Source organism: Nonomuraea sp. NPDC003727 (assembly GCF_053586935.1).
The window spans coordinates 90,196-116,382 of the sequence record NZ_JBSFNE010000021.1 but is presented as its reverse complement, the minus strand read 5'-3'; the positions used below and the strand labels follow the sequence as shown (position 1 = coordinate 116,382).

Genomic DNA, 26,187 nt, shown 5'->3' with positions numbered 1-26,187 from the left:
CCGGACAGGAGAAGGTGAATGCCGAAGGCGCGGCCCGGGCCCCGCCCCGGCACGCCGCCTCAGAACATCTCGTCCAGCAACCGGTAGTAGTCGAGGCGCCACCGGTCGACCTCCGCCAGGCCGTAGGCGGCCAGGAAGTCGGCGACGGCCGACTCGCCGTAGTCTTCGCCGAGGTCGCGCAGCGCGATGGCGAGGTCCAGGTAGCGGTCGGCCACACCGAGACCGCCCACGTCGATCAGCACCGGCCCTCCCGTGGCCGAGACCAGCACGTTGCCGGGGGTGTAGTCGCCGTGGGCGACGACCAGGTCCTCGCGCGCGGGCCGTTCGGCCAGCAGCCGGTCGTAGACCTGCGCCGCCGTCAGGCCGGCGTGGTCGTCGTCGAAGTCGTCCGGGTCGACCAGCCCGGCCCGCAGCCGCTCGCCCGCGCGGGCGAGCCTGACCTCCAGCCCCTCGTCGAAGGGGCACTCCCCGACCGGTACGGCATGCAGCTCGCGGAGCACGCCTCCCATGATCGTGCCGATGTCCGCCGGCGCGCCGCGCTCCAGGCTGGGCCACCCCACGTCGGCCAGCACGAGCGCGTCCTCGTCGAAGGCCACGACATCGGGGACCGGCATCCAGTGCTTCAACCAGCGCAGCCGTTCGTACTCCTCGCGGGCCACGGGACCGTGCTTGACGTAGAAGACCCCCGCCGCGCTGGTCACCCGCGACAGGTGACCGCTCATGCCCTCGTGGTCGTCCGACCAGACGGCATCCTCGCCGAACAGATCCAGAACTCGTTCAGAAAACCGCACGATGCCCGAGCATAGGCGGGCATCGTGATCTTCGGCTGCTGGTTTTCGGCGCCTTCCCGCCGGTCGTCCGCCGCCATGGGAACGCCCGCGGCCGTCCCGTCAGGCCAGCGCCCGCACCACGGCCGTGAACAGGGCGGGAAGCCGGGCGGCCGCGGGCACGACCAGGCGGGCCGTACCCGGCCTGCGGGCGACGCCCAGCAACGCCTCGGTGAGCAGCCGGTGCCGCCGGGACAGCCGCCGCCACTCCCGCTCGTAGTCGTGGGGGCGGCCGGCCACGAGACAGTCCACGAGCGCCCCCGCGGACAGGACGGCCAGGCTGACCCCCTCACCGGTGATCGCGTCGGTGTATCCGGCGGCGTCACCGACGAGCAGGACCCGCCCGGCCACCCTGCTCCTGACCCGCTGGCGCAGCGGGCCCGCCCCGCGTACCGGCGTCACGGCGGGACCGGTGAGCCTGCGCGTCAGGCCGGAAAAGGCGGCCAGGTGCTCGTCGTAGCCGCCGCGCCGCGCGCTCAGGATCGCCACCCCGACGAGGTCGTCACCCACCGGGGTCACGTACGCCTCCCCCACCTCCGACCAGTGCACCTCGACGAAGTCGGACCACGGCGCCATGCGGTAGTGCCTGCGCAGGCCGTACCTGTGGGGGCGCGGGTCGCGCACGCCCAGGCGCAGCGACGTGCGCAGCGGGGAGTGCAGCCCGTCGGCGGCCACCAGCCAGCGGGCGCTCAGGCCGCCCGCCACCACCCCTCGCGCGTCCTGGCGGACGCGCGTGATCCTGCCGGTGACGACGGGGACGCCCAGCTCCGCGGCCCGCGCCGACATGGCCGCGTGCAACGAGGTACGGCGCACGCCGCGGCCCGGCTCGGCGGCGAAACCGGCCCGCGCGCGGGTCTCCCCCCACACGTAGTCGATGCCCAGCAGCGGGTGCCCGCCGGCCGCCACCCCCATCGCCCGCAGCGCGGCGACGCCGCCGGGCATCAGCCCCTCGCCGCACGCCTTGTCGACGGGCGCGCGCCGCGGCTCGACGACCACGACGCTCATCCCGGCGAGGGCGGCGTGGATCGCGGTGGCCAGCCCGGCCGGCCCGCCCCCCGCCACCAGCACGTCGATCATGCCGGGAGGGCGGCCAGCGCCGTGTTCTCGCAGCGGATCCGCACCGCCATCAGGACGGCGTTGGCCACGGTGAAGACCAGCGCGGTGATCCAGGCCGAGTGGACGAGCGGGAGCGCGGCGCCCTCGACGGCCACCGCCACGTAGTTCGGGTGGCGCAGCCAGGCCAGCCGGTACGGCCCACGGCGCACCAGCGGCAGCCCCGGCACCACGATGACCCGCGTGTTCCAGCGCGGCCCCAGCGCGGCGACGCACCACCACCGCAGCGCCTGCGCGGCCAGCACGAGGGCCAGCATCGGCCAGCCGAGCGCGGGAACGAACGGCCTGCCGGCCAGATACACCTCCAGCAGGCAACCGGCGAGCAGCCCGGTGTGCAGGGCCACCATCCACGGGTAGTGGCCCTGGCCGTACTCCCGCCCGCCGCGCGCCATGCTCCAGCGGGCGTTGCGGCGGGCGACGACCAGCTCGGCCAGGCGTTCCACGCCCACGAGCAGCACGAGCAGCGAATACCACGGCATCAGCGGCTACCAGCGCAGCAGGACGAGCTCGGAGCAGAACCCCGGGCCCATCGCGATGAGCAGCCCGGCGGTACCGGGCCGCGGTGGACGCAGGCGCAGCGTGTCACGCAGCACGTGCAGGACGGAGGCCGACGACAGGTTGCCGTTGGCGGCCAGCGAGCGCCAGGTCAGGTCGAGCGCGCCCGGCGGCAGGTCGAGGGCCTCGGCCACCGCTTCCAGCACCTTCGGCCCGCCCGGGTGGCACACCCACGCCGCCACCTCGCCGATGTTCAGGCCGTGGTCGGCCAGGAAACCGCGCACGTCGCCGGCGAGGTGGGCGCGCACGACCTCGGGGACGCCCGCGTCGAGCACCACGCCGAAGCCGCCGTCCCTGACCTCCCACCCCATGACCTGCTCGGTGCCGGGATACAGGTGGCTGCGCGTGGCCAGCACGCAGGGACCGTTCCCCTCTCGCGCCGACCCGCACGCCACCACCGCGGCGGCGCCGTCGCCGAACAGCGAGCTGGCCACCAGGCTGGCCGTGGAGGCGTCGCCACGCTGCAAGGTGAGCGAGCACAACTCCACCGACAGCAGCACGGCGACGTCGCCTGGCCGGCCCAGCAGGTAGTCGTGCAGCCTGGCGATCCCCGCCGCGCCCGCCACGCAGCCCAGGCCGAAGACCGGGATGCGCTTGACGTCCGGCCGCATCCCGAGGCGGACCGCCACCCTGGCCTCCACCGAGGGCGCGGCGACACCGGTGACGGAGGTGAACATGATGAGGTCCACGTCGCCGGGCGCCAGACCCGCCTCGTCCAACGCCGCGCCGACCGCCTCGGCGCCGAGCTCGACGGCCGCCGAGACGAACGCCTCGTTGGCGGCGCCGAAGCCGTCGAGCTTGCCGTACTGGTCCAGCGGGAGGGCGAGATGCCGGTACTCGACCCTGGCGCTCGTGTGCAGCCGGTCGAGCAGCCGGCGGTCGGCGCCTGCCGGCAGGAAGGTGCGGGCGGCCAGATCGGTGAGCTCGCCCTGCGGGTAGCGGTTGGGGGGCAGCACGCCGTGGACGGCTGCGATCCAGGTCATCGGCACCCCTCCGGTAGACACTTGTCCGGGAGGCTGCCCTGCCCGCTGGCTACTATGCCCATGAGACGGCATGGATTCGGCTGCCAATGATCGGCTGGTGTGACGGGCGGTGAGGTCGGCGCGGGTGCTCAGAGGGCTGGCCGGCAGCTGCCATCCCGGCCCGACCGTCGCGGTCACGTTCCTGGTCACCGTGCTGGCCGTGGCCAGCGGGCGGGACGCCGCGGGGTGCGCGCTGGTCGGCGCCGCCGTCCTGACCGGGCAGCTGTCGATCGGATGGTGCAACGACGCCGTCGACGCCCGCCGCGACACGGCCGCCGGACGCGCCGGCAAGCCGATCGTGGCCGGAACGGTGCGCGCCCGCACCGTGCGCGCCGCCGCGCTCGTCGCGCTGGGGCTGTGCGTCCCGCTGTCGCTGGCCTCGGGCTGGCTGGCAGGCACCGTGCACCTGGCGGGCGTCGGGGCCGCGTGGGCCTACGACCTCGGCGTCAAGGCGACAGTGTGGTCCTGGCTGCCCTACGCGGTGGGGTTCGGCGCGCTGCCGGCCTTCGTGACGCTGGGCCTGCCCGGACGGCCGTGGCCCGCCTGGTGGGCGGTCCTGGCCGCCGCGCTGCTGGGGGTCGGCGCGCACCTGGCCAACGTGCTGCCCGACATCCGGGCCGACCTGGCGGCGGGCGTGCGCGGCCTGCCGCAGCGACTGGGCCGCCCCACCGTCTCCCTGCTGGTCCCGCTGCCGCTGCTGGCGGCCACCGCGCTGCTGGCCTTCGGCCCGTACGGCGCGGCGGGCCCGGCCGCCTGGATCGCGCTCGTCGTGGCCACCGGCGTCGCCGCCGCGGGCGTGGCGCTGGGACGTCGTCTGCCGAAGGCGCCCTTCACCGCGTCGATCCTGGTGGCCGCGATCGACGTCGCCCTCCTGGTCGCCAACGGCGCCCACCTCACCGCCTGACGGACGGCCCGGCTCTCCCCCGGTCGTCCGCCTCACCGCCCATCTGACGGCCACCGACTCTCCCCGGCCGTCCCACCCCACCGCAGTGCCGGCAGCCACCGGCTCTCCCCGGCCGTCCCGCCTCAGTGCCGGCGGCCGCCGGTGTCGCCGGCCGTCCGGCGCGCCTCAGCCCTCTCGGCGCAGGCTGCGTGCCAGCCAGCGGCGTACCACCGCCCACATCAGCGGGACGGGCACCGTACCCGCGCCCAGACCCACCTCCACCAGCAGGTCGAACACCTCGGTCCGGCGCGCGGCCGTCTCGATCGCCGCGTCGATGAACCCCGGCGACTGCGCCACGCGGGCCAGCACGTCGGTCGTCAGCAGGTGCCGTCCGAGCGCGCCGCGCAGGGCGCGCCGGTAGGCGGCCAGCGGGTCGCCGGTCGAGGTGACGGCCGCCTCGCCGGCGAGCCTGCCCGACAGCAGGGCGTAGTAGATGCCCTCGCCGGTGAGCGGGTTGACGAGACCGGCGGCGTCGCCGGCGAGCAGCACCCTTCCCGCGCCAGGCCGCGGGCGGCCCGGCGACAGCGGCAGGTGGTGGGCGCGCAGGTCGCGGGCGGGCAGGTCGGGCAGCAGCTCGGCGAGCCTGCCGTGCAGCACCTGCCGGCCGGGCAGGCCGGTCGCCCGCAGCCGGGGCAGCAGCATGCCGAACCCCACGTTCGCGGTGCCGTCGCCGATGGGGAACGACCACGCGTACGCCGGCCACCCGGCCCGCTGCATGGCGATGAGCTGGGCGTCGTCGGCGCCGGGCAGGTCCGCGTAGCCGCGCACCGCGATCGCGGTGTGCCTGTCGGGCGCCGGCCGCACGCCGAGCACGCGGCGCACGGTGGAGTGCGCGCCGTCCGCCGCGACGACCGTGCGGGTGCGCACCTCGCCGTCGATGACCACGTGGCCGTCGGCGGCGTCCAGCGAGCGGACGCGGTGGCGGCGCACCTCGACGCCCCGCGCGCGGGCCGCCGCGACGAGGCGGGCGTCGAACACCATGCGCGGCACGACATGGTTGGGCCTGGCCACCGTGGCCGAGACGCGCACGCCGCCGGGCGAGACCACCGACAGGCGCCGCGTCGGCCGGTAGTCGGCGATGAGGTCGGGCAGGCCGAGCAGGGCCAGCTCGTCGCCGCCGTGCGCGGCGATGCCGTCGCCGCACGCCTTGTCGCGGGGGAAGTCGTCCCTGTCGAGCAGCAGGACGCGCGCGGCGGGGTCGAGCTGCTTGGCGCGCAGGGCCGCCGCCGACCCCGCGGGCCCGCCGCCGACCACCACCAGGTCCCACACGGTTGCCATTCAGGACACCTGCCACGCCACCCTCCCGGCGAAACGTCCCCGGGACCCCGTGCCCGGTTCGAGGACCGGCCACGGAGGTCGGGAGATCGCGCGTCAGGGGTGCGCGTCAGGGCGCGGTGAGCGCGCGTCAGGGCGCGGTGAGCGCGCGTCAGGGCGCGGTGAGCGCCACCATGACCGCCCAGCCGATGTAGGCGGCGTTGACCACCAGCCGGGCCACCGCGCCCGCCGGACGGTCCAGCAGCCGCGGCCGGTCGCGGTGCGCGTGCCGGAGCGCGTCGACGTGCGAGGCGAGGTAGGCGGTGATGAGCGCGGCGGCGGCCCACCCTCCCGCCGCCCTGCCGCCGGGGACGGCGAGCAGCACGCCCAGGAGGATCTCCGCCACCCCGCCGGCCACGACGGCAGGCCCCGGCCAGGGGAACCAGCCGGGCACGAGTGTGCGGAAATAACCGGGGAAGACGAAGTGGGAGATCCCCACGGCGACCAGGAAGAGGGCCAGGGCGATGGCGGCGGTATCGTGCATGACGCCATGCTGACCCCCGCGCCCGCGCGAGCGCTTGAACGAAACGATCGCCGGTTGGCGTTCGCCCCCGGCGGCGGGCTGACCGTGTTCGAGGAGAACGGCCCGGCGGCCGTCGCCCGCCACCTGCACCCGGTGTGGAAGGTCGTCCTTCCCGAGCGGGGGACCGCCGTGGCGGGGCGCGTCCGGGGGGCGGGGCTGCTCGTGCCGCCCCAGCTGGCCCACACCGCCGCGGTGACCTCGGCCTACACGGCGCTGTTCGTCGATCCGTGGCTGCTGGGCGCGCCACGGGAGGTGACGGCGCTCGACGGGCATGCCGTACGGCGGCTGCGGGACGCTCTGGCCCGCGGCGCCGCCCTGCCCGAGCTCGTGGCGCTGGCCGGGCCCGGCCCGGCGCTCGACCCCCGCGTGGCCCACGCGCTGGCCCTGGCCACCGCCACCCCGCCCGCCGCCGCCCCCGGCCCGCGCGTCCACACCACCACCATCGCCCCCGGGCTGCCCGTCCATGCGATGGCCGCCATTCCCCCCGGACTGCCCGTGCATGCCATCGCCGCCGATCTCGGGCTGCCCGTCCATGCGATGGCCGCCGATTCCCCCGAACTGCCCATCCATGCCATCGCCGCCGATCTCGGGCTGCCCGTCCATGCGATGGCCGTCGATTCCCCCGAACTGCCCGTCCATGCCATCGCCGCCGAGGTCGGGCTGTCCGTGCCGCGGCTGCGCGCCCTGGTCCGCGCGTCCGTCGGGATCCCGCTGGTACGGCTGCGCCAGTGGGCACGCCTGCGCGCGGCCGTCGCCCAGCTCGCCTGCTCCTCGGTGGCGTCGGCCGCGGCGACGGCCGGGTTCGCCGACCAGGCCCATCTGGCCCGCACCGCCCGCGCCATGCTCGGCCGCACCCCCGTCTCCCTCTCGACCCACCCCGTGCCGGGCCGCCCCGCGTCCCCGTCCCCCGGCCTACCGGACCCCACCCCGTCCTCATCCCCTGCCGTATCGGACCTCGCCCCGTCCCCGTCCCCCCGCGAAGCGCCGGGGGGCGGCTGCCCGCTCGCGCTGAGGACACCACGCGGCGCCGGGTGACGATCCCGGAAGGCCCTCGGGGGGTCCCGCACGCCGGGTTGCGTTCGAGGGCGCGCCGGCTCCAACCCTTCTGCCGCGGAAACGCCCCCGCGATCCCGGCACCCGGCCGCGGGCCGCTGGGGCACCCGCCGGGGCGGCGGGCCCGGCTCTCGCGGGAGGCCGGCACTCGGCCAGGTGGTCAGCGGGAGCGGAGGAAGGTGAGGGCGGCGAGCACCCTGCGGTGGTCGTCTCCGTCGAGCCCGAGGCCGAGCTTGGTGTAGACGCCGGTGACGTGCTTGGCCACGGCCGCCTCCGACACGTGGAGCCGCTGGGCGATCGCGCTGTTGGAGCGGCCCTCGGCGACCAGCGCGAGCACCTCGCGTTCGCGCGGGGACAGCGTGTCGAGCGGGTCGTGGGCCCGGCGGTGGGCGAACAGCTGGTGGATCACGTCCGGGTCGAGGACCGTGCCGCCGGAGGCGACCGCCTCGGCGTCCGCCACGAACTGGGTGATCGCCCCGATCCTGTCCTTGAGCAGGTAGCCGATGCCGCGCGTGCCCGCCGCCATGAGCTCGCCCGCCGCCGCCTCCTCGACGATCTGCGACAGCACCAGGACGCCGAGCCCCGGATGGTCGCCGCGCAGCGCGATGGCCGCCCTCAGCCCCTCGTCGCGGAAGGTCGGCGGCATGCGGACGTCCACCACGACGAGGTCGGGCACCTCGCGGGCGACGGCGTGCAGCAGCTCGCCCGCGCTGCCGACGGCGGCGACGACCTCGTGCCCGAACCTGGCGAAGATGCCGGTCAGTCCCTCCCTGAGCAGCACCGAGTCTTCGGCGATCATCAATCGCATGGGATGCACACCCTGAGCGTCGTCGGCCCTCCAGGGGGGCTGCTGAGCGAGAGGATCCCGTCGAGCACGCCGACCCGGTCGGCCAGCCCGCTGATCCCACTGCCGGCCGCGGGATCGGCCGAGCCGGCGCCGTCGTCGCTCACCTCGACGACGAGCCGGCCGTCCGACAGCGTGGCGCTGACGGCGGCCTGGCGGGCCCCGCTGTGTTTGATCACGTTGGTGAGGGCCTCGGAGACGCAGAAGTAGGCCGCCGCCTCCACCCCGGGCGGCGGGCGCACGGGCAGGTCCAGGTCGAGCGTCACGGGCACCGGGCAGTGGCGGGCCAGTTCGGTGACGGCCACCGCGAGTCCCCGGTCGGCGAGCGCCGACGGATGCATGCCCCGCACGACGCGGCGCAGCTCGTCCAGCGCGGCCTGCGCGTGGCCGTAGGCCAGGTCGATGGCCTGCGCCGCACGGTCGGCGTCGGTTCCGACGTCGAGCCTGGCGAGGCCGAGCTGCATGAGCACGGCGGTCAGCTGGTGCTGGGTGCCGTCGTGCAGGTCCCGCTCGATACGCCGCCGCTCGGCCTCGAACGCGTCGACCAGCCTGGCCCTCGACCTGGTCAGCTCGATCATCCTGGCTTCGGCAGGCGCGGTGAGCATGCTGCGCGCCAGCGCCCCCTGCGCCACGGCCATCAGCGTGACCAGGTAGGCGCAGGCCGCCAGCCAGACCAGCGTGGCGAGCGTGCTGAGCGCGTCGGCCACGGGCCCGGCGTCCAGCCGGCCGGCCAGCCAGGAATGGAACGAGCCGACCAGCGAGGTCACGGTCAGCCCGGCGAGGATCAGGACGACCAGGTTGACCGTGGGCAGGACCGTCGCCATCAGGAGCGCGTACCCGATCTGCCGCCAGAGGACGCTCGCGGTCGCCGGCCGCGGCGCGCGCGCCTCGACCGGGTCGATCAGCCGTAGCCGTCTGCGTTCCAGATCCGCGATCAGGCCGCTGAGCGCCCCCACGGCGACAATCAGGATGATCGCGCCGACCACCAGTGCGGCCTGCTCGCCCAGGAACCACAGGAAGGCCACACCGGCGATGCCCGGCAGGCCGGTCACCAGGTAGGCGAGCGCCCGCCAGGGCCACGCCGACGCGAGGAAGCGCAGCGGGTTGCCCGGTATCGCCGGCCATGGCATCACGACTGTGGTCATCAGCCCTTGATCGTCCTGGTGATCTCGCCCCTGGCGTTCAGGAACTGGATCCGCGGGCTGCCGTCCTCGCCGACCCGGAGCACGATACGCGGCTTCCCCTTCCCGTCGGCGAGCGTCAGCCCCACCGACCTGTCGCGGTTCTTGCCGAAGAAGGCCCGCTGCGGAGCAGGATACTTCTCCTTGAACTCCGCCATCGCCTTGTCGCGCTCGGGGCCCGGCGGCATCTCCTGGATCTTCTTGTACTCCTCGTACATGGCCGACAGCGGGGTGTCGGGCCGGTCCTTGACCTCCAGGCCGACGCTCCGCTCGCCCTGGCCCTCCGCGTACCGCAGGACCAGCGTCTGGTCCTGCTTGTACTGGTCGAAGGCCAGCTGCCCGAACGCCTCCGGCTTGCCCTCGACCAGGCCGCTGTGCAGCCCGAGGCCGCCGCTCTCGTCGCCTGCGGAGTTGTAGAACATCATGCCCGGCCGCAGCCCCCCGTTGCCCAGGTCGACGCCGTCGACGACGGCGCCCGGCGACTTCACCCTGTTGGTCAGGACCAGGCGGGGCTTGCCGTCCGGCTCGACGATGTTGATCCGCTGGACGTCGATCTCCTCGAACCTGGCCCTGCCGCCCGCGTCGTCGGCGGTGGCGGCCTGCCCGCCGCCGCCGACGACCACGCCGAGCGCCATCGCCGCCACCACTGCTCCCACCGCGTGGACCCGCGGCCTGATCGTCACTGTTCTCATGCCTTCGATGATCGTCATCGCTCGCGTGAAGGGCAGTAAGGTTGGCGCCCGATCGCGGGTAGAGGTTTCTCTACCTTGATCGGCGGTTCAGGCCGGCTTGCGGGCCTCGATGAGCACCCGTGACGCGTGGGCGACGAACGAGCCGTCCTTGGCGATCCGCTCGTGCAGGTCGCGCAGCCGGTCGCGGTGGGCCTCGACGGTGAAACCGGGGACGATCCAGATCACCTTGCGCAGGAAGTAGACGACGGCGCCGATGTCGAAGAACTCCATCCGCAGCCGTTCCATGCGCACGTCGAGGATCCGCAGGCCGGCCGCCACGGCGTCGGCGGTCTCGACGGCGGGATGGCGCTTGCTGCGCGCCTCGAACTGCGGGCCGAGGAAGTACTCGGTCACCTCGAACACGCTGCCGGGTCCGACGTGCTGGGCGAAGTAGGTGCCGCCCGGCCGGAGCACCCTGGCGATCTCGCTCCACCACACGGTCACCGGATGCCGGCTGGTCACCAGGTCGAAGGCCTCGTCGGCGAACGGAAACGGCGGTTCGCCGGAGGTGGCGACGACGACCGCGCCCAGGGGATGCAGCAGCCTGGTCGCTCTGACGATGTTCGGCGGCCACGACTCGGTGGCCACCATGGTGCGCGGCAGCCTCCGCGCTCCCGCCAGCACCTCGCCCCCGCCGGTCTCGACGTCAAGCGCGGCCCCGGCCGTGGCGAGCCTGTCGCTCATCATGCGCTGGTAACCCCAGGACGGGCGCTCCTCGGTCGCCCGCCCTTCGAGCCAGGAGAAGTCCCAGCCGGCGACCGGTACGGCGGCTGCCTCGGCCACCAGGTCGTCGAACGATCGTGTCATGCCTCGATCGTCACACGCTCCCGCAGGTCGCGACGACACTGGCCCATGACTGACCTCCGGTGCCGGCGCGAGCGCCTTGACAAGATCTGCGGGATGCGCCTGTAATGACCTTCGCGTCGCGTGCCGCCGCCCGGGAGGACGGCGGAGGCATGGAGGCGCCGTATCAGGGGGATGATGTCGTGACTTCTCACACTGTCGAGCGCGGTTAACCGCCACGACCCTCCCGCGCGCCTCCCCACGCCCGGCGCCGCGTACTCCCGGTACTCCTGTACTCCTGGGATTCCTTTCACGCCGTCCGTCGGCGTCTTCTGCCCTGTGCGGGCCGTTCCCCGACTTTCCAACGATCTTCATCCACGCCTGGAGCGAACACACGCATGACCAACGACTTCAACCAGCAGATCATCGACGAGTTCCGCGCCAACGCCGGCCAGGTCGGCGCCTTCGAGGGAGCGCGGCTGCTCCTGCTCACGACCACGGGGGCCAGGACGGGCGCCCGCCGTACGACGCCGCTCGGTTACCTGCCCGACGGTGACCGGATGCTCGTCATCGCCTCGGCCATGGGCGCGCCCACCCATCCCGCCTGGTACCACAACCTCCTCGCCCACCCGCGCGTCACCGTCGAGGACGGCGTCTTCACCTACGAGGCCGACGCCGTGGTGCTGGAGGGCGAGGAGCGGGACCGGCTGTTCGACCGCGCGGTGGAAGCCGACCCCGGCTGGGGCGAGTACCAGGCCAGGACGAGCAGGGTCATTCCCGTCGTCGCGCTCCACCCCGTCCACGACGGCCCGCCGGCGGGGCCGATGGGCGAGGTGCTCAGGAAGATCCACGGCTCCTTCCGCAGGGAGCTGGCCCTGATCCGCAAGGAGGTCGCCGCGTCGGGTCCCGGCATCGGGGCGCAGCTGCGCGTCAACTGCCTGTCGCTGTGCCAGGGGCTGCACCACCACCACATGGGCGAGGACACGATGATGTTCCCCTCCCTGGAGGCGAGGCATCCGGAGCTCGCCCCCGCCATGAAGCGCCTGCGTGAGGAGCACGAGGTGGTCGCGCGGCTGCTGGCCCGGCTGCAGGAGCTGCTCGCGGACGACGGGCTCGACCGGGACACCCTCGTGGCCGGGGTCGACGAGCTGACCAAGGAGGTCGAGGCGCACCTCGACTACGAGGAGGAGCAGCTGATCCCGATCCTGAACGGCGGGGTCCGCTGAACGGCCCGTCCCGCTGAACGGCAGGGCCGCTCCCCGATCGCCGGGAAGCGGCCCTTTCCCACGGATCAGCGGGTCAGCCGCGGCCAGCGGAAGACCCGCGGATCAGCCGGTGCACCGCGGACCAGCCGGTGCACCGCAGCTCAACCGGTGCACCGCGGATCAGCCGGTGGACCGTAGGGGGCGGAAGAAGTCCTGCAGCTCCCTGGCCACCTGCTCGGGCTCCTCGTGCGCCATGAAGTGCCCTCCGCGGTCGGGGGTGCTCCAGTGGCGCAGGTCGGCGTAGAGGCGTTCGGCCATGCTCCTGGGAAAGCCCGCGAAGGCGGGCTCGTTGCTCAGCGTGACGGCGGCCGGCACGCCGATCGTGGGGACCGGCTCGTTGAGCCCGTAGTCGTAGTACTGCCGGAAGGACGAGCCGATGGTGCCGGTCGCCCAGTAGAGGGTGGCCACCGTCAGGAGCGTGTCCTTGTCCCAGCGCTTCTCCAGGTCGCCGCCGCAGTCGCTCCAGTCGCGGTACTTGTCGGCGATCCAGGCCAGCAGTCCCGCGGGAGAGTCCATGAGGGCGGCGGCGATCGTGTCGGGCCTGCTCCACATGATCTCGCTGTAGCCCTGGTCGGTGACGTCGTAGGCGGCGAGGGCGTCGAGGAAGGCCTGTTCCTGGGGAGTCGGCGGGACGTCGGTGAAGTCGGAGGTCACGACCGCCGAGGTGATGTGGACGCCGGCGACCTCGTCCGGGTAGAGCGCGCCGAGCCACTGGGTGACCCCGCCGCCGATGTCGCCGCCGAAGGCGCCGAAGCGGCGGTAGCCGAGGGTCCGCGTCATGAGCGCGTGCCAGGTCCGCGCGACGCCCTTGCGGGTGAACCGCTCGCGCGGCAGCTCGGAGAACAGGAAGCCGGGCAGCGAGGGGACGACCACGTCGAAGGCGTCCGCGGGATCGCCGCCGTGGGAGGCGGGGTCGGCCAGCAGGGGCGCGACGCGCAGCATCTCCACGAAGCTGCTCGGCCAGCCGTGCGTCAGGACCAGCGGCAGCGGCTCCGGCGCCCCCTCCACCCGCGTGCCGCGCATGAGCACGAAGTGGACCCGCCGGCCGTCGACCTCGGCCACGTGGTGGGGGAAGGCGTTGAGCGCCGACTCGACCGCGCTCCAGTCGAACCCGTCGGCCCAGTAGGAGACGAGCTCGCGCAGGTAGTCGGGGTCGACCCCGGCCGCCCAGAAGGCGGGGTCGGACGCGGTCGTGAACCGGGTGCGGGTCAGGCGCTCGCGCAGGTCGGTCAGGACGTCATCGGAAACGGTGATGCGAAAAGACTCGAGTGTCATGGTTCCTTCGTTCAGGAGTGACGCGGACGGGCGCGCTCCTGGACGCGGATCAGGCGAACGCGGCGACCAGGAGGGCCCGGGCAGGACGGAAGAACGTCGTCATCAGGCTCACCTCCTCGTATCGTGCGACGCGCGCGACTATACAGGGATATGACCAGTCTGTGCGTGATCGCCAGGCCGGAGGCGGAGTTCGCGCCGGGACCGGCTCGCCTACGGCATGGAGGGGCTCAGCCCTCGCTGATCACGTATCCGCGCGCCTCCAGCGCCTTCCACGCCCGCCGCAGGTCGGCCGTCCGCACCAGAAGGTAGTCGGTGTCGTACGTCGACAGCGCGAACACCGACACGCCCGCCTCGGCCAGCGGCGCGGTGAGCGACGACAGGACGCCGATGAGCGAGAAGTCCAGCTCGCCCGCCACCCGCAGCGCGCTCCAGCCGCTCTCCACCTGGGCGCCCGGCGGCTCCTCGCCCGTGGCGCAGACGACGGAGACCTCGTCGGCCGTCACCGTCAGGCCGTACAGCTCGGCCGACGGCGGCGGGGCCGGTACGGCGGTGCCCGCCGGCAGCCGGCAGACGGAGTACGCGCGGGAAAGGAGGCGGAGCTCCACGTCCATCACCTCTGAACAGCGTCGGGTAGTTCGGCCACGACGGGCGACAGGGCTTCGAGCGCCTGGGACAGGTGGCCGGTGTCCATTCCGATGGTGATCCTGAACCGCCCTTCGCGTCCGAAGAACACGCCGGGGGCGACGAGAACGCTCGCCTTCCGCCGGAAAAGGTCGCCCGCCTCGACGGAGAACCGGCCGCCCGTACGGCGGGCGGGCCGCCTGCCGTACGGACGGCGTTTCGGGCCTGACGCTCCGCAGCGGCACCGCTACGGGCGCACCGGCGCCTGCGCGCCGGCCGGGCGGGCGAGTGCCGCGCTGCGGTGCGCGGGAAGCCTCGGGAGCGCGTCGCGGAGCCGCACCCGGCCCGGGATTTGCGGACGATCCCCACCGAGGGGAGATCTGACACAATCCACTGAGGATCTTGAGCGAGATTTGTCCGATCGCTAGGGTGTGCCGAGTGCCACATTCCCCTGGTGTGCGACAAACGCGGTCATCTCGCGGCCTTGACAAGGCCTCGGAGGCCCGCAGCAAACACCGGCGATGGCGGGCAACCCGGGTCCGTAGCAAGATCGTCGCGATGCTGGTCTCCCTGGTGGCCCTGTGGGCGTTCAGCGCGTGGGTCACCGTCTCCGACAGCATCAACCTGCTGTGGGTCACCACGGTCGACGGCAACCTCGTCCAGCCGAGCGAACCCCTGTTATGGGGCCTGCAACGCGAACGGCGCCTGACCATCGGCTCGCTCGGCTCGGGATCGGTGGCCGGCCAGCAGCTGCGCGCGCAGCGCGCGGACAACGACCGGCTGCGGGTGGCGTTCGACGAGTCCGCACGTGCCACCCTCACGCGGTGGGCCGCCTCCGACTCGCTCAACGTCCGCGCCCAGGAGGTGGTCCGGCAGCTGGCCACCCTGCCCGAGCTGCGCTCGGGCGTCGACGCGGGACAGCAGGACCGCCGGCAGGCGCAGGCGGCCTACGACGCGCTGATCGACAGCTTCTACGACATGTACGACGCGGCGGCGGCCGTCGACGACGACGAGATCGCCAAGCACGCCAGGTCGCTCAGCGCGATGAGCGTCTCCCGCGAGCTGCTGTCCCGCGAGGACGCGCTGGTCAGCGGCGTCCTGGCCGGCGGCAGCCTCACCCGCGACGACCAGTCCGAGATCGTCAGGGCGAGCACCATCGCCACCTACACCCTGGAGCAGGCCGCCTCCGCGCTGCCCGCCGAGGACCAGCGGGCCTTCCGCGAGTGGCGAGCGAGCGCGCCGGTGACCCGGCTGCGCGCGCTGGAGCACGCCTTGGCCGAGGCCGATCCCACCGGGAGCGCGGCGCCGGTCACCGCCCAGCAGTGGCGCAGCGCCGCCGACGGCGCGCTGTCCGGCCTCAACGCGGTGATCCAGGACGGCGGCGACCGCGTGGTCCAGCAGGCGGTCCCGGTCGCCGTCGGCGTGCTGGTCCGCCTCCTGATCGCCGGTGGGCTCGGCCTGGTGGCGGTCGTCGCCTCGATCGTGCTCGCGGTCACCACCACCAGGGCCCTGCTGGCGCAGCTGAACCGGCTGCGGGCGGCCGCCCTGGACCTGGCCGAGCACCGGCTGCCCGGCGTGGTCGAACGCGTCAGCCACGGCCAGGACGTCGACCTGACCGAGGAGGCGCCGCCGCTGGCGTTCGGGCCCGACGAGATCGGCGAGGTGGCGCGCGCCTTCAACACCGTGCAGGAGACCGCGATCAGGGTCTCGGTCGAGCAGGCGGAACTGCGGCTGAGCACCCGCAACACGCTGACCAGCCTGGCCCGCCGGACCCAGGGGCTGGTCAAGCGGCAGCTCGACGCGCTCGACGCCATGCAGCGCCGCGCCACCACCCCGCAGGAGCTGACCGACCTGTACACGCTCGACCACCTGGCCGTCAGGACCCGGCGGGCGGCCGAGAACCTGCTGGTGCTGGCGGGCGCCACCCCCGCTCGTACGTGGCGGCGCTCGGTCCCGCTGCTCGACGTGGTGCGCGGCGCGCTGGCCGAGGTCGAGGACTACGCCAGGGTCTCCATCACCCCGCTCGACGACAGCCACCTGCTCGGCAGGGCCGTCGGCGACCTGACCCACCTGCTGGCCGAGCTCATCGACAACGCCGTGTCGTTCTCCCCGCCCTCCACGACCGTCACGGTCAGCGGGCAGCACGTCGCCAACGGGTACGCGCTGGAGATCGAGGACCGCGGCCTCGGCATGTCCGCCGAGGAGCTGGCGGAGGCCAACCGGCGGATCGCCGACCCGCCGGAGTTCAAGATCACCGGTACGGCGGCGCGGCTCGGCTTCTACGTCGTCAGCAGGCTCGCGGCCAGGCACGACATCTCCGTGACGCTCAAGTCCTCGCCGTACGGCGGGGTGGCCGCCGTGGTGCTGGTGCCGCGGGAGCTGCTGCAGGAACCGGAGCACGGCGATCTGTTCACGCCCGCCGCGGCGCACCCGCAGCGGACCGCCCCCGCCACTGCCCTGCCGCAACGGCAGCGCCCCGCACCGCCCACAGCGGCACCGCCCACACCGGCGCTCTCCACATCGGCACCGCCGGCTATCGGGGCACGGCCCGCTCCCGGGACACCGGCTGCTCCCGTCCCACGGCCCGCTCCCGTGACGCCGTCGGCGCCGCTGCCCGCGCCCGCACCGGCGTTCGCCGTCGCGTCCGTCCCGGCCCGTCCACCGACCCCGGCCCCGGTGCCGGGAGCCGTACCCGCTTCACGCCCCGGCCAGGCGACGCCTGCCCGGAGCACCGGCCAGCCGCACTTCACACCCGGAGGTCTCCCCCTGCGCGTGCCCCAGACCAGCCTCGTTCCCGAACTGCGCCAGCACCCCGCCCCCTCCGCCGCCGGCCCGCCGCCCGACGAGCACGTGCCGCACATCGCGGATGACGAGCACGAGCTGCGCACCCGCTTGGCGGCCCTGCAACGGGGCACCGTCCGCGGTCGCGCCGCCGCCGAGCGCCTGCTCGGCGGTCGCGACCACCACGGCGATCAGGAGTCGACATGACCACGGCACAACTGAACTGGCTGCTCAACGACCTGGTCACCCGGGTCTCCGACATCCGGCACGCGATCGTCCTCAGCAGCGACGGGCTGCTGCTCGCCACCTCGGACGGGCTCGAACCCGACGACGCCGACAGGCTGTCGGCCGTCGCCGCCAGCCTGCAGAGCCTCGCCGCGGCCGCCGCCGACTACGCGGGCGGCGGCCAGATCAAGCAGACACTCGTGGAGTGGCAACAGCTGATCCTGCGCGTGACGATCGCGGGCCACGGAGCCCGGCTGGCCGCGCTCACCACCCATGACGCCGACCTCGGCCTGCTGGCCTACGAGATGGAGATGCTCATCGCCAAGGTCGGCCAGCACCTGTCGACCAGCGCCCGCCTCACGCCGGCCGACGCCGCCGACCTGAGGGCAGGTGAGGTCGCTTGACGACCCGTCCAGGCACGCCCGAGCACGAGGTCGATCCGAGCCTGCTGCGCCCCTTCGTGATCACCAGGGGACGCACCCAGCCGGCCCGCGGCGCCTTCGCCCTGATCACCCAGGCGATCGCGGTGGCCGAGGTGGCCGACCGGCCGGCTCCCGGGCTCGACCCCGAGCACGCGGCGATCCTGCGCCTGTCCAGGGCGCCGATCGCGGTGGCCGAACTGGCTTCCCACCTGGACCTGCCGCCGGGGGCGATCTGCGTCCTGCTCGGCGACCTCCTGGAACACGATCTGATCGACGTGCAGCATCCCCACCCCGACAGCGACATCCACGACCCACGGGTCTACAAGGCGGTACTCGATGGTCTTCGCTCTCTCTGAACGGCGCCGCATGCCCAACGCGGTCAAGATCCTGATCGCGGGCGGTTTCGGGGCGGGCAAGACCACCATGGTCAGCGCCGTCTCGGAGACGCGGACGCTGCGTACCGAGGAACTGCTCACCGAACGCGGCGTCGGCGTGGACGACGTCTACGGCGTCTCGGCCAAACGCTCCACCACCGTGGCGATGGACTTCGGGCGCATCACGCTGAACACCGACTACGTGCTCTACCTGTTCGGCACCCCTGGCCAGGAGCGTTTCTGGTTCCTCTGGGACGAGCTGGCGCTGGGCGCGCTCGGCGCGGTCGTCCTGGCCGACACCCGCAGGCTGGGCGACTGCTTCGCCGCCGTCGACTACTTCGAACGGCGCGGCACGCCCTTCATCGTCGCGGTCAACTGCTTCGACGGCGCCGAGCAGTTCGAGGTCGAGGAGATCAGGCTCGCGCTCCAGCTCGACGCGGCCATCCCGATCCTGCTGTGCGACGCCCGTGACCGCGGTTCCAGCCGCGACATGCTCATCGGCCTGATCGACCACGCGCTCCAGCGCCGCCTGCTGTACTCGGCGCCCTGACGGCGCCGCCTTCCTCGCGCTTCATCCGCCTTTCATCTCCGCCCCCCACACTGTCACGGACAGACCGACGCAAGGGCGTGGGAAAGGCCGAGGCAAGGGGTTCGGGTGAGCATCACCGCCGAGAAGGGTCTTCAGGCGCCTGGGACGGTGCCGCGGCGCGCACGCAGGCGTTGGCTGTCGTGGCTGGTGGCGACCGTGCTCGTGGCGTGGGCGGTCGTGCGGGTCTTCGGACTGGAGACCGGCTCGTTCCTGACCCAGCTGATGACGCTCACGCCGTACGGGCTGGCGCTCGGCGCGGTCGCGGCGGTGACGCTGGCCGTACGCAGGAGGGCCGCGGCCGTGCCGGCGCTGGCCGCGTGCGTGGCGCTGGCCGCCACCGTGCTGCCGCGTGCCTTTCCCGAGCCGCTCACGGCACGGGGGCCCGCGCTCAAGGTGCTGTCGATCAACCTGTTCTCCCGGGCCGACGCGGAGGCCGTGGTCGCGCTGGTGCGGGAGTACGACCCTGACGTGTTCAGCGCGCTCGAACTGGGGCCCGAGACGGTCAGGCGGCTGGACGCGGCGGGGCTGGACAGACTCATGCCGTACCGGGTGCTGCAACCGGCCTGGGGCGCGACCGGCAGCGGCCTGTTCGCCAAGCACCCGCTGACGGAGGAGAAGGGACTGTTCACGCCGATCGGCCACAACATGCCCGCCGCCACCGTGACGCTGCCGTCGGGGGCCAGGGCGCAGGTGGTGGCGATCCACCCGAACCCGCCGCTCGGGCCGATGGTGACCGAGTGGAACGCCTCCCTGAAGGCGATGCCCGCGCCGTCGCCCGACGTGGTGCGGGTGCTCGCGGGCGACTTCAACGCCAGCCTCGACCACCGGGCGCTGCGGGACCTGCTGGCGAAGGGGTACGTCGACGCCGCGACGGCGGTGGGCAGGGGGCTGACCCCGACGTGGCCGCACGGGCGGCTGCTCCCGCCGCTGATCGCCATCGACCACGTGCTGGCGGACCGGCGGGTGGGCGTGGCCAGGGTCGAGGTGCGCGACGTGCCCCGCACCGACCATCGGGCGGTCTTCGCCGAGCTCCGCCTCCCCTGACCGGGCCGGCGGCGCCGCTCGCCGGTACCGTCAGCGCCGGGTGAAGGTGCCCAGCCCGTTCTGGTCGAGATGCTGGACGGTCACCGCGGTGGCCCTGCCGCTCTCCCCCACGGCGAACCGGGCACCGGACCATCCGGCGGCGTTCTCGCCCCGGGTGAGGAAGGCGAAGGTGTCGCCGTCGTAGTGGCGCAGCGGGAAGGCCATCCCTTTGGGCCCCTCGGGGCCGAGCCGCATCACCAGCCCGCCGTGCTCGGCGGCCACCCGCATCGGCCCGTAGTAGGCGTTGCCGTAGGTGCCCGTGTAGGCGCCGGCCGGACGTGCCGGCCTGGGGGCGGCGGGAGGCTTGGCGTAGTCGATCGGCGATCGCTCTTCCTGCTCCATGGCGGTGAAGAGCCGACCGAAGAAGGCGAGCCAGTCGACCGTCGGCCTGCCGTGCTGGGCGATGTCGAAGAAGGTCGCGGCGACGGCCTCGGGCAGGCCCACCGGTTGGCCGTTGGTGAGCACCACGATCCCGAGGCTCTCGGTCGGCAGCAGCGTCGCCGTGGTCGCCGCCCCCAGGGCGAAGGCGCCCGAGTGGTTGAGCCGCAGCCGTCCCAGCTCGTCGTACATCACGTTCCAGCCGAGGCCGTAGAACCCGGGCTCGCCGTACGGAGCGCGGGGCGGGAGGGAGACGATCTGCGGCAGGTGCGTCCGCTGGAGCGCGGCCGGGTCGACGACCGTCCTGCCGCCGAGCTTGCCGTCGCCGAGTTGCAGCCGCATCCACGCGACCAGGTCGCGGGCGGTGGAGCTGGCCCCGCCGGCGGGCGACTGCGCCTGGGCGTCGCGGGTGTACCTGGCCGTCCAGCGGCCGTCCACCCTGACGTGGAGGGCGGCCCGGTCGGGCGCCGTGGCGTAGGCGGAGAAGAGCGAGCTGGTGGAGGTCATGCCCAGCGGCCGGTACAGCACCTGGGACGACAGCTCCTCCCAGGTGACGCCGCGGGCCTTCGCCGCCGCCTCCGCCGCCGCGGTGAAGCCGAAGTTGGTGTAGGCGTAGCTCGCCCGGAACGGCGCCAGCGGCTCGTAGCGCAGGTGGCCGAGGATGTACGGCCGGCCGTAGCCGAGGTCCTCGAGGAGGTCGCCCGCGTGGTCGGGCAGGCCGCTGCGGTGGGCGAACAGGTCGGCCAGGGTGACGTGCCGGCTCACCCATGGGTCCTTGAGCGCGAAGCCCGGCAGGTGTTTGACCACGGGGTCGTCCCAGGTGACCGTCCTGCCGCCCACCACCCCCGCCACCACGGTCGAGGCCAGCGGCTTGGAGAGGGAGGCGAGCTGGAAGACCGTGTCGGGGCCGACGGGTCGCGGGTCGCCGACCCGGCGGACGCCGTACCCCTTCAGGAACACCGTGCGGTCCTGGTGGACGACGGCGGCCGACAGCCCCGGCACGCCTGTCCTGGCCATCATGTCGCGGATGACCCCGTCGAGGCGGGAGACGGCGAGATCGACCCGCGCCCGGGTGAGCGCGGGCGCCGGCTGGGCGGGCGGCGCCGCCGACAGCGTCGGCGTGGGGGCCGGCGGCGTGACGCGGGCCGGATGGCCCGCGTCACCGGCGCCGCACGCGGTGACGGCCAGCGCCCCCGCTGCCGCCAGGCCCGCGCACCGTCGCGTCAGTGTCACTTCACAAAGCGTAGCCAGGCGGTGTTTCCGCAGATCGCACCGGGTCACCGCCTGTCTGCGCGCTACAGCGGAATCGCCCCGGTGATGGTCGTGCCGGCGCCGTGGACGTCGTTGACGGTCAGCTTGCCACGCAGCGCCGCGAACCGTGCCATGGGCGCGGCGAAGCGGTCGGCGGCCGGTTCGGGCGAGCCCGCGCCGTCATGGCTGATGGTCAGCCTGAGCCCGTAGTCCCCCGACGTGACGGCGATGGAGACCCTCCGTGTCCCCTGGCGTCCCTCGAGCTGGCGGAGCACCGTGGTGATGGTGTTGCGCACCGTCTCCGCGGCCTCGCCGGTGACCGGCGATCGGGGCAGCGCCCAGATCTCGACCGCGACGCCGGTTCGTGCCGACCAGTCCCGCGCCGACGCCTCGAGCGTCGGCCCGAGGGCGTCCGGCTCGGCCAGGTACAGCTGCATCGCCATGCGTCCCCCTGTTCCGCTGCCCGGTGGACCGGGCAGCCCCCGTTGCGCGAACCCCTCGGCGGGCGTTCGCGCTCACCCCGAGTCTGGCGCTCCGTCGTGTCCCGCGCGACAAGATCGAACGAGCTCGTCGGTGCTTCGTCCGACCGGGTGCCTCCTCGGCCGCGCCGTGCGGGCGATCACACCGGGCGGTCCGGAAACGCATGATACGGGCCTGACATTACGGGGGCAGCAGGGTTTCGGAACCCGGGTGAGTCAACGTGTCAGAGCTTCACGCGGACCGCCACCTCCACGCCCACCGGCTGCCCGTCCTCCAGCAGCCCGATCTGGCGGACCTGCGACAGCGACACGTCCACCCCCTCGCTCTCCACCGCCGCCAGCAGGGCGAGCACGGCCGGATGCGCAGCCCCGTCCACGACCGGGACGTCCTGCTCGAACCTCCACCGGACCACCATCTCCTCGCCGGGCTCGATGGTGCCGCGCTCCACGTCGGCCCAGTCGGCGGGCGGCGGCTCGGCGACCGGCCAGCAGCACACCACCTCCGTCTCGGTCTCGCTCCCCCGCGCGGCCCTGATCGTGGTCCAGAACGCCCCCGTCGGCGGGTTGCCCGCGGCCGACAGCCGGCGCCACAGCCCGGCGAACAGCTCGTCGGCCTGCTCGTCGTCGGCCACGTCGGCCGGAAGGATCACGCCGGCCCAGTGCTGCCGCCGCGCCTGCCGTACCTCGGTCCGCCATCGCACCGGACCCGCCAGCAGCCGGTCGAGGGCGGCGAGGGCGGCGTCCTGGCGGTCGCGCTCGGCGGCCAGCCTGGCGCGGTGGGCGGCCAGCGTCGCCGCCGCCGTCTCGGGGTCGCCGAGCAGCGCCGGCGCCTCGGCCAGCGGCAGGCCGGCCGAGCGGGCCGCCCTGAGCCGGAGCGCCGTGTCGAACTGCGCGGCGCTGTAGCGGCGGTGCCGCGACCACTCGTCGACGGAGGCGGGCGGCAGCAGGCCCTGCTCGCCGTAGAGGCGCAACGCCTTCAGGCTCAGACCGGTCAGCTCGGCGAATTCCCCGATGTTCATCATGCGCCCAGTGTGTGACCTTCCCCTGGGGCAGGTTCAACTCAGGCGGGCGCGTCCGGCGGGGAAGGCGGTGCCCGTACGGCGCACCCTCGGCGTACGGCCGAGCGAACATCGAGCCCGAGCCCGGCTGCCCGCCTGAGCGAGCGGCTGCCGGGGGCGCCGGCCGGGGGCGCCTGCGGATGCCGGGGCGCCATGCGGGATGCTGTCCCCGCAACCGGATCTTGGGAGGCGGGCGCCCATGGGCGAGCGCGGACGTCTGACCCTGCGCGTGCTGCGCGGCGCGGCCCTGACCGTCGTGGGCTTCGCGCTCCCCACCGCGGGCGTATGGCTGGGCGTGCGCACCGGCCTGTGGGATCTCGCGGTGATCATGTCCACGCTCGGCGGCTTCTGCCTCATCACCGGTCCGGTCTGGCACGCGCCGACCCAGCCGCGGAAGGCCCAGGCCGCGGTCGCCCTGCTGGCGCTGGGCGTGCCGGTGCTGCCGGCCTACTGCCTGACCCTGAAGGAGGATCTCGCCTTCGGCGACCTCACCAGGTACGGCACGACCGCCGTCTGCCAGGTCAGGAGCGCGACCGTCGGGAAGGTCGACGAGGAGGTCACGAGCTCCGGGGCGCCCGTCCGTGACTACGTGCTGGCATGCCCCGGCGGCCAGGTCGAACACAGCAGTACCAGCTCCCCTTCGGCCGACAGGACGCTGAAGATCCACTACGACCCCGAATGGCGTACCACCGCGGTGATGACCGACTGGGACTACCGCGACCACGCGGACAGGCAGCGGGTCCTGCCGTGGTATCTGGCGGGCCTGGTGGCGGCGACGGGGCTCTCCTGGGCGCTGGCCGCCCGCTCCCCTGACCGCCCCCGCCGACGCCACCCCTGACCCCGAACCCCACCACCTCCGCCACGACCCGCCCACCCGTTCAAGACGCCTCCCCCGAACCCCGCCCAGGCCACCCCACCCACCCTGATCCCCCGAACCACCCAGGCCGCCCCACCCACCCCCCACCCGCCACGGGTGACCGGGGCCGCACCAAAGAAAAAGGACGACCCTGGCCGCGGGGGCGCGGGCCAGGGTCGTCCCGGATGGGGGACGACCGTGGCCGGCGGAGCACGGCCACGGTCGTCCTGCGGACAGTCCTGGGCCGCGGGGCTTCGGCCAGGACCGTCCTGGGGTTATGGCTTGGGGTGGGCCATGAAGAAGTCCCACGAGATGCGTGAGGCGTCGGGCCCGAGCGGGTCACCGTACCGGCTGCACGTGCAGCCGCTGGGCCACCGGTGGCCCATGCCTTCGACGAAGTAGGCCTCGATCACCGACTCGCCCGTGTCGGCCTGGTTGTAGGTGTAGTGGGTGAAGGCGCGGCCGTTCTCCGTGGCCTGCCTGGTGATGTCGGCGACGGCGTCGACGTCGTCGTCGTCCACGCCGCCGTCGAGCGCGAGGTCGTCGGTCTGCGCCCACTGGGTGACGGTGTCGCGGCCGAGCTGCGCGTCCACGGTGGTGTCGGCCAGGCCGTGGAGCACGAAGGCGGGCACCTTGCGGGCGTAGGCGCCCATCGCCTGGTAGGCGTAGAGGCCGTTCTGCTCGGGTGTCGCGTTCTGGTCGCCCGGGAACGGGCCACCCGCCACGCTGCCGATGGCGGCGTACACGTCGGGGTAGGTCGCCCCCATGATCACGGACATGGCCGCACCGGAGGAGGCGCCGATGACGTAGGTCCTGCGCGTGTCGACCGTGTACTGCGAGCGGACCTTCGCGGTGATGCCGGCGATGATCGACGGCTCGCCCTTGTCACGTATGTGGTTGCCGGCGGGGGCGAAGTTCCAGCAGCGCAGCAGGTTGGCCAGGATCGACTGCTCGGGGTAGACCACGATGAAGCCGCGGGCCTCGGCCAGCTCGTTGTATCGGGTGAGGTCCTCCATGTCCTTGGCGCTCATGTTGCAGCCGTGCAGGGCGACCAGCAGCGGCATCGGCGTGCCGGGCTGGTAGGAGGACGGCACGTAGCCGCGGTAGCCCCTGATGCCCGCCGCGTTGGTGTAGGTGCCGGTGAAGGTGGTACCCGCCGCGTGCGCGGGGGTCGCGACCAGCGTGGCGGCCGCGAGAGCGAGCGCGACGGCGATGGCGAAACGTTTCAATCGTGCCTCCGTGGGGTGGGGTGGCCGAGGCTTAGGGGAGATCGTGGGCCAGCGGGGTCGCGAAGTCGATGGGCCGGCGCAACCGACCCGCGCCTTCGGGCTGTGCCGGAGCACAGGATCGCCCGCTCACGACGCGGCTGTGCCCAGGCACACGATCCCCGCTCACCACCGCGTCGCCGTACCCGCCCACGCCCGAGTTCCCCCAGCGCGACCCCGGCGCGGCCATCCGGGCGCCCGCCACACCATGCCAGACCCCCAGCGCGGCGCCGTCGCCCGCGCGGCCGTCACGTCACTCATGGCCGGGGGAAAGATGTCCTCGCCGGTGGCGCGACGCTCCAGGAACGGGAGGGGGACGGCCGGCCGGTGCGCTCAGGTCTGGCGGCGTTGCCGCATCTCGGCCTCGTGGACGTGCCGCCTGCCGCCGAGCAGTTGGGTGCGGGCCTGCCGTTCCAGCTCCTTGAACGTCTGGTAGTAGCCGTCGTCGTACTCCTCGACGATCTGGAAGGTCCACCGGCCGGGCAGGACCTCGCGGCCGAGCAGTTCCGTGCGGATGCGCCGGGCCAGTTCGTCGCAGCCCGCCGACTCCAGCAGGTCGACCACGTCGTCGAGGGTCCGGTCGGCGGTGCCGGTGAGCTGGTGGAAGGAGTAGAGGTGCCCGCGGGCGCGCTCGGTCGTCTCCAGCGCCTCCGACAGGCGGCCGAGGCCCTCGACGACCGCGTCGCCGGCACCTTCGGGGCGACGGTGGTCAGGGTCGGGTGTGTACGGCATGGTTGCCGGATACCCGTCCGGGAGAGATCGATGCGTCCGGCCACGGCGGCCGATCTCCCCGCCCCTGCCCTGACGCCCCTCATGAACGGCAGGACACCACATGCCCAAAAAGCCCCCAAACCATCCCAAATGACGACTTCAAGGAAGGGGGTGGGGGCAGGACTCACCGCGGACATCGACCCACTCACACGATGCGGAGTTTTTCGCCCATGGCCCAGAACGCGGCCCGGAACGAGGTGGCGGTCCTGGAACCCGCGGCCCAGCAGTTCGCTGACGCCGACGCCAAGGAACCGTTCATCTCACCAGCCCCCGACCGAGGAGAGCCGCGGGATCCTCGAAGACCTGCAGTCCGACCCCAGCGTGCCCAAGCCCGACGTCACCGATGAGTGGATCAGGGTGAAGGGCGGGCCGACGGGGACCGGCCCGGCCCGCGTCGTCAGGCCGGCCGACATCCGGGGCACGCTGCCCGTGATCCTCTACATCCACGGCGCCGGCTGGGTGTTCGGCAGCGTCGACACCCACGACCGACTCGCGCGCGAGCCGCCGGGCACCGGCTGACCCACGCTCGTGGGGCTTGTGATCACGGGGCAAGCCCCACGTCAAGGCGGCCCGGCATGGCCTCACCTGCCCCTGGCGGGGGCCGC

The 26,187-nt window shown here is 73.6% G+C and carries 27 protein-coding genes; 10 read left to right on the top strand and 17 right to left on the bottom strand.

Going from position 1 to position 26,187, the window contains the following annotated elements; translation table 11 throughout:
• Positions 1–59 precede the first annotated feature (59 nt).
• The 4 genes from ACWDLG_RS37630 to ACWDLG_RS37615 all read right to left on the bottom strand — a co-directional run bounded on the left by ACWDLG_RS37630 (position 60) and on the right by ACWDLG_RS37615 (position 3,478).
• Positions 60–791: an APH(3') family aminoglycoside O-phosphotransferase gene (locus ACWDLG_RS37630; protein ID WP_449929271.1), complete on the bottom strand. Its 732-nt coding sequence runs from the start codon at positions 789–791 to the stop codon at positions 60–62.
• A 99-nt stretch (positions 792–890) separates the two neighbouring features.
• Positions 891–1,904 carry an NAD(P)/FAD-dependent oxidoreductase gene (locus tag ACWDLG_RS37625; RefSeq protein ID WP_449929270.1) on the bottom strand — a complete coding sequence of 338 codons (1,014 nt, stop codon included), beginning with the start codon at positions 1,902–1,904 and terminating at the stop codon, positions 891–893.
• Positions 1,901–2,419 carry an isoprenylcysteine carboxyl methyltransferase family protein gene (locus ACWDLG_RS37620; RefSeq protein WP_449929269.1) on the bottom strand — a complete coding sequence of 173 codons (519 nt, stop codon included), beginning with the start codon at positions 2,417–2,419 and terminating at the stop codon, positions 1,901–1,903. The genes ACWDLG_RS37625 and ACWDLG_RS37620 overlap by 4 nt, the downstream gene beginning before the upstream one ends.
• A gap of 6 nt (positions 2,420–2,425) precedes the next feature.
• Positions 2,426–3,478, bottom strand: coding sequence for a type III polyketide synthase (locus ACWDLG_RS37615; RefSeq protein WP_449929268.1), 1,053 nt, complete (start codon positions 3,476–3,478; stop codon positions 2,426–2,428).
• Positions 3,479–3,602: 124 nt separating this feature from the next.
• Between ACWDLG_RS37615 and ACWDLG_RS37610 the strand changes: the two genes are divergently transcribed.
• Entirely contained in the window at positions 3,603–4,421 is an 819-nt protein-coding gene (locus ACWDLG_RS37610) for a UbiA family prenyltransferase (RefSeq protein WP_449929266.1), read from the top strand.
• A 165-nt stretch (positions 4,422–4,586) separates the two neighbouring features.
• On the opposite strand, the gene ACWDLG_RS37605 is transcribed toward ACWDLG_RS37610, so the two are convergent.
• Together ACWDLG_RS37605 and ACWDLG_RS37600 are read right to left on the bottom strand one after the other, a co-directional pair.
• A complete protein-coding gene (locus ACWDLG_RS37605) occupies positions 4,587–5,738 on the bottom strand; it encodes an NAD(P)/FAD-dependent oxidoreductase (RefSeq protein ID WP_449929264.1) in 1,152 nt (383 codons plus the stop codon).
• Positions 5,739–5,886: 148 nt separating this feature from the next.
• Positions 5,887–6,258, bottom strand: coding sequence for a DoxX family protein (locus ACWDLG_RS37600; protein WP_449929262.1), 372 nt, complete (start codon positions 6,256–6,258; stop codon positions 5,887–5,889).
• Between the two features lie 54 nt (positions 6,259–6,312).
• Here ACWDLG_RS37600 and ACWDLG_RS37595 point away from each other — a divergent pair, with 54 nt between their 5' ends.
• The gene (locus tag ACWDLG_RS37595; RefSeq protein WP_449929260.1) at positions 6,313–7,332 is read left to right on the top strand and encodes a helix-turn-helix domain-containing protein; all 1,020 of its coding nucleotides are present in this window, start codon (positions 6,313–6,315) and stop codon (positions 7,330–7,332) included.
• Between the two features lie 178 nt (positions 7,333–7,510).
• Here the strand turns inward: ACWDLG_RS37595 and ACWDLG_RS37590 are convergent, their stop codons facing one another.
• From ACWDLG_RS37590 to ACWDLG_RS37575, 4 genes are all read right to left on the bottom strand, one after another.
• Positions 7,511–8,158 (bottom strand): response regulator transcription factor, encoded by a 648-nt coding sequence (locus ACWDLG_RS37590; protein ID WP_449929258.1) that lies wholly within the window; start codon positions 8,156–8,158, stop codon positions 7,511–7,513.
• Entirely contained in the window at positions 8,149–9,339 is a 1,191-nt protein-coding gene (locus tag ACWDLG_RS37585) for a histidine kinase (RefSeq protein ID WP_449929256.1), read from the bottom strand. Before ACWDLG_RS37585 ends, ACWDLG_RS37590 begins: the two co-directional genes overlap by 10 nt.
• Complete coding sequence (locus ACWDLG_RS37580; RefSeq protein ID WP_449929254.1) at positions 9,339–10,067, bottom strand: hypothetical protein; 729 nt, start codon at positions 10,065–10,067, stop codon at positions 9,339–9,341. The genes ACWDLG_RS37585 and ACWDLG_RS37580 overlap by 1 nt, the downstream gene beginning before the upstream one ends.
• 87 nt (positions 10,068–10,154) lie before the next feature.
• A complete protein-coding gene (locus tag ACWDLG_RS37575) occupies positions 10,155–10,913 on the bottom strand; it encodes a class I SAM-dependent methyltransferase (RefSeq protein ID WP_449929252.1) in 759 nt (252 codons plus the stop codon).
• A gap of 374 nt (positions 10,914–11,287) precedes the next feature.
• Here ACWDLG_RS37575 and ACWDLG_RS37570 point away from each other — a divergent pair, with 374 nt between their 5' ends.
• Positions 11,288–12,115, top strand: a complete 828-nt coding sequence (locus ACWDLG_RS37570; protein ID WP_449929250.1) for a nitroreductase/quinone reductase family protein — start codon at positions 11,288–11,290, stop codon at positions 12,113–12,115.
• Between the two features lie 159 nt (positions 12,116–12,274).
• On the opposite strand, the gene ACWDLG_RS37565 is transcribed toward ACWDLG_RS37570, so the two are convergent.
• Both ACWDLG_RS37565 and ACWDLG_RS37560 read right to left on the bottom strand, forming a co-directional pair.
• Positions 12,275–13,429 (bottom strand): epoxide hydrolase family protein, encoded by a 1,155-nt coding sequence (locus ACWDLG_RS37565; protein ID WP_449929248.1) that lies wholly within the window; start codon positions 13,427–13,429, stop codon positions 12,275–12,277.
• A 227-nt stretch (positions 13,430–13,656) separates the two neighbouring features.
• Positions 13,657–14,034, bottom strand: coding sequence for an ACT domain-containing protein (locus ACWDLG_RS37560; protein ID WP_449929246.1), 378 nt, complete (start codon positions 14,032–14,034; stop codon positions 13,657–13,659).
• Between the two features lie 574 nt (positions 14,035–14,608).
• On the opposite strand from ACWDLG_RS37560, the gene ACWDLG_RS37555 reads away from it, so the two are divergent.
• The 5 genes from ACWDLG_RS37555 (at position 14,609) to ACWDLG_RS37535 (ending at position 19,485) form a co-directional block, all read left to right on the top strand.
• Positions 14,609–17,038, top strand: coding sequence for a nitrate- and nitrite sensing domain-containing protein (locus ACWDLG_RS37555; protein ID WP_449929244.1), 2,430 nt, complete (start codon positions 14,609–14,611; stop codon positions 17,036–17,038).
• Entirely contained in the window at positions 17,035–17,460 is a 426-nt protein-coding gene (locus tag ACWDLG_RS37550) for a roadblock/LC7 domain-containing protein (RefSeq protein ID WP_449929242.1), read from the top strand. The genes ACWDLG_RS37555 and ACWDLG_RS37550 overlap by 4 nt, the downstream gene beginning before the upstream one ends.
• Positions 17,457–17,834 carry a DUF742 domain-containing protein gene (locus ACWDLG_RS37545; RefSeq protein ID WP_354918051.1) on the top strand — a complete coding sequence of 126 codons (378 nt, stop codon included), beginning with the start codon at positions 17,457–17,459 and terminating at the stop codon, positions 17,832–17,834. The genes ACWDLG_RS37550 and ACWDLG_RS37545 overlap by 4 nt, the downstream gene beginning before the upstream one ends.
• Positions 17,815–18,402, top strand: a complete 588-nt coding sequence (locus tag ACWDLG_RS37540) for a GTP-binding protein (protein ID WP_354918048.1) — start codon at positions 17,815–17,817, stop codon at positions 18,400–18,402. The genes ACWDLG_RS37545 and ACWDLG_RS37540 overlap by 20 nt, the downstream gene beginning before the upstream one ends.
• Before the next feature lie 105 nt (positions 18,403–18,507).
• A complete protein-coding gene (locus ACWDLG_RS37535; RefSeq protein WP_449929239.1) occupies positions 18,508–19,485 on the top strand; it encodes an endonuclease/exonuclease/phosphatase family protein in 978 nt (325 codons plus the stop codon).
• 30 nt (positions 19,486–19,515) lie between these two features.
• Here ACWDLG_RS37535 and ACWDLG_RS37530 read toward each other — a convergent pair whose 3' ends face one another.
• From ACWDLG_RS37530 to ACWDLG_RS37520, 3 genes are all read right to left on the bottom strand, one after another.
• The gene (locus ACWDLG_RS37530) at positions 19,516–21,135 is read right to left on the bottom strand and encodes a serine hydrolase (protein ID WP_449929237.1); all 1,620 of its coding nucleotides are present in this window, start codon (positions 21,133–21,135) and stop codon (positions 19,516–19,518) included.
• 62 nt (positions 21,136–21,197) lie between these two features.
• Entirely contained in the window at positions 21,198–21,596 is a 399-nt protein-coding gene (locus tag ACWDLG_RS37525) for a hypothetical protein (RefSeq protein WP_449929235.1), read from the bottom strand.
• A gap of 260 nt (positions 21,597–21,856) precedes the next feature.
• Complete coding sequence (locus tag ACWDLG_RS37520; protein WP_449929233.1) at positions 21,857–22,654, bottom strand: MerR family transcriptional regulator; 798 nt, start codon at positions 22,652–22,654, stop codon at positions 21,857–21,859.
• A 235-nt stretch (positions 22,655–22,889) separates the two neighbouring features.
• Here ACWDLG_RS37520 and ACWDLG_RS37515 point away from each other — a divergent pair, with 235 nt between their 5' ends.
• Positions 22,890–23,528: a hypothetical protein gene (locus ACWDLG_RS37515; protein ID WP_449929231.1), complete on the top strand. Its 639-nt coding sequence runs from the start codon at positions 22,890–22,892 to the stop codon at positions 23,526–23,528.
• 293 nt (positions 23,529–23,821) lie between these two features.
• Here the strand turns inward: ACWDLG_RS37515 and ACWDLG_RS37510 are convergent, their stop codons facing one another.
• Both ACWDLG_RS37510 and ACWDLG_RS37505 read right to left on the bottom strand, forming a co-directional pair.
• Positions 23,822–24,775: an extracellular catalytic domain type 1 short-chain-length polyhydroxyalkanoate depolymerase gene (locus ACWDLG_RS37510; RefSeq protein ID WP_449929229.1), complete on the bottom strand. Its 954-nt coding sequence runs from the start codon at positions 24,773–24,775 to the stop codon at positions 23,822–23,824.
• Positions 24,776–25,144: 369 nt separating this feature from the next.
• Entirely contained in the window at positions 25,145–25,543 is a 399-nt protein-coding gene (locus tag ACWDLG_RS37505; protein ID WP_449929227.1) for a hypothetical protein, read from the bottom strand.
• Between the two features lie 360 nt (positions 25,544–25,903).
• Here ACWDLG_RS37505 and ACWDLG_RS37500 point away from each other — a divergent pair, with 360 nt between their 5' ends.
• The gene (locus tag ACWDLG_RS37500; protein ID WP_449929225.1) at positions 25,904–26,101 is read left to right on the top strand and encodes an alpha/beta hydrolase; all 198 of its coding nucleotides are present in this window, start codon (positions 25,904–25,906) and stop codon (positions 26,099–26,101) included.
• Positions 26,102–26,187 lie beyond the last annotated feature (86 nt).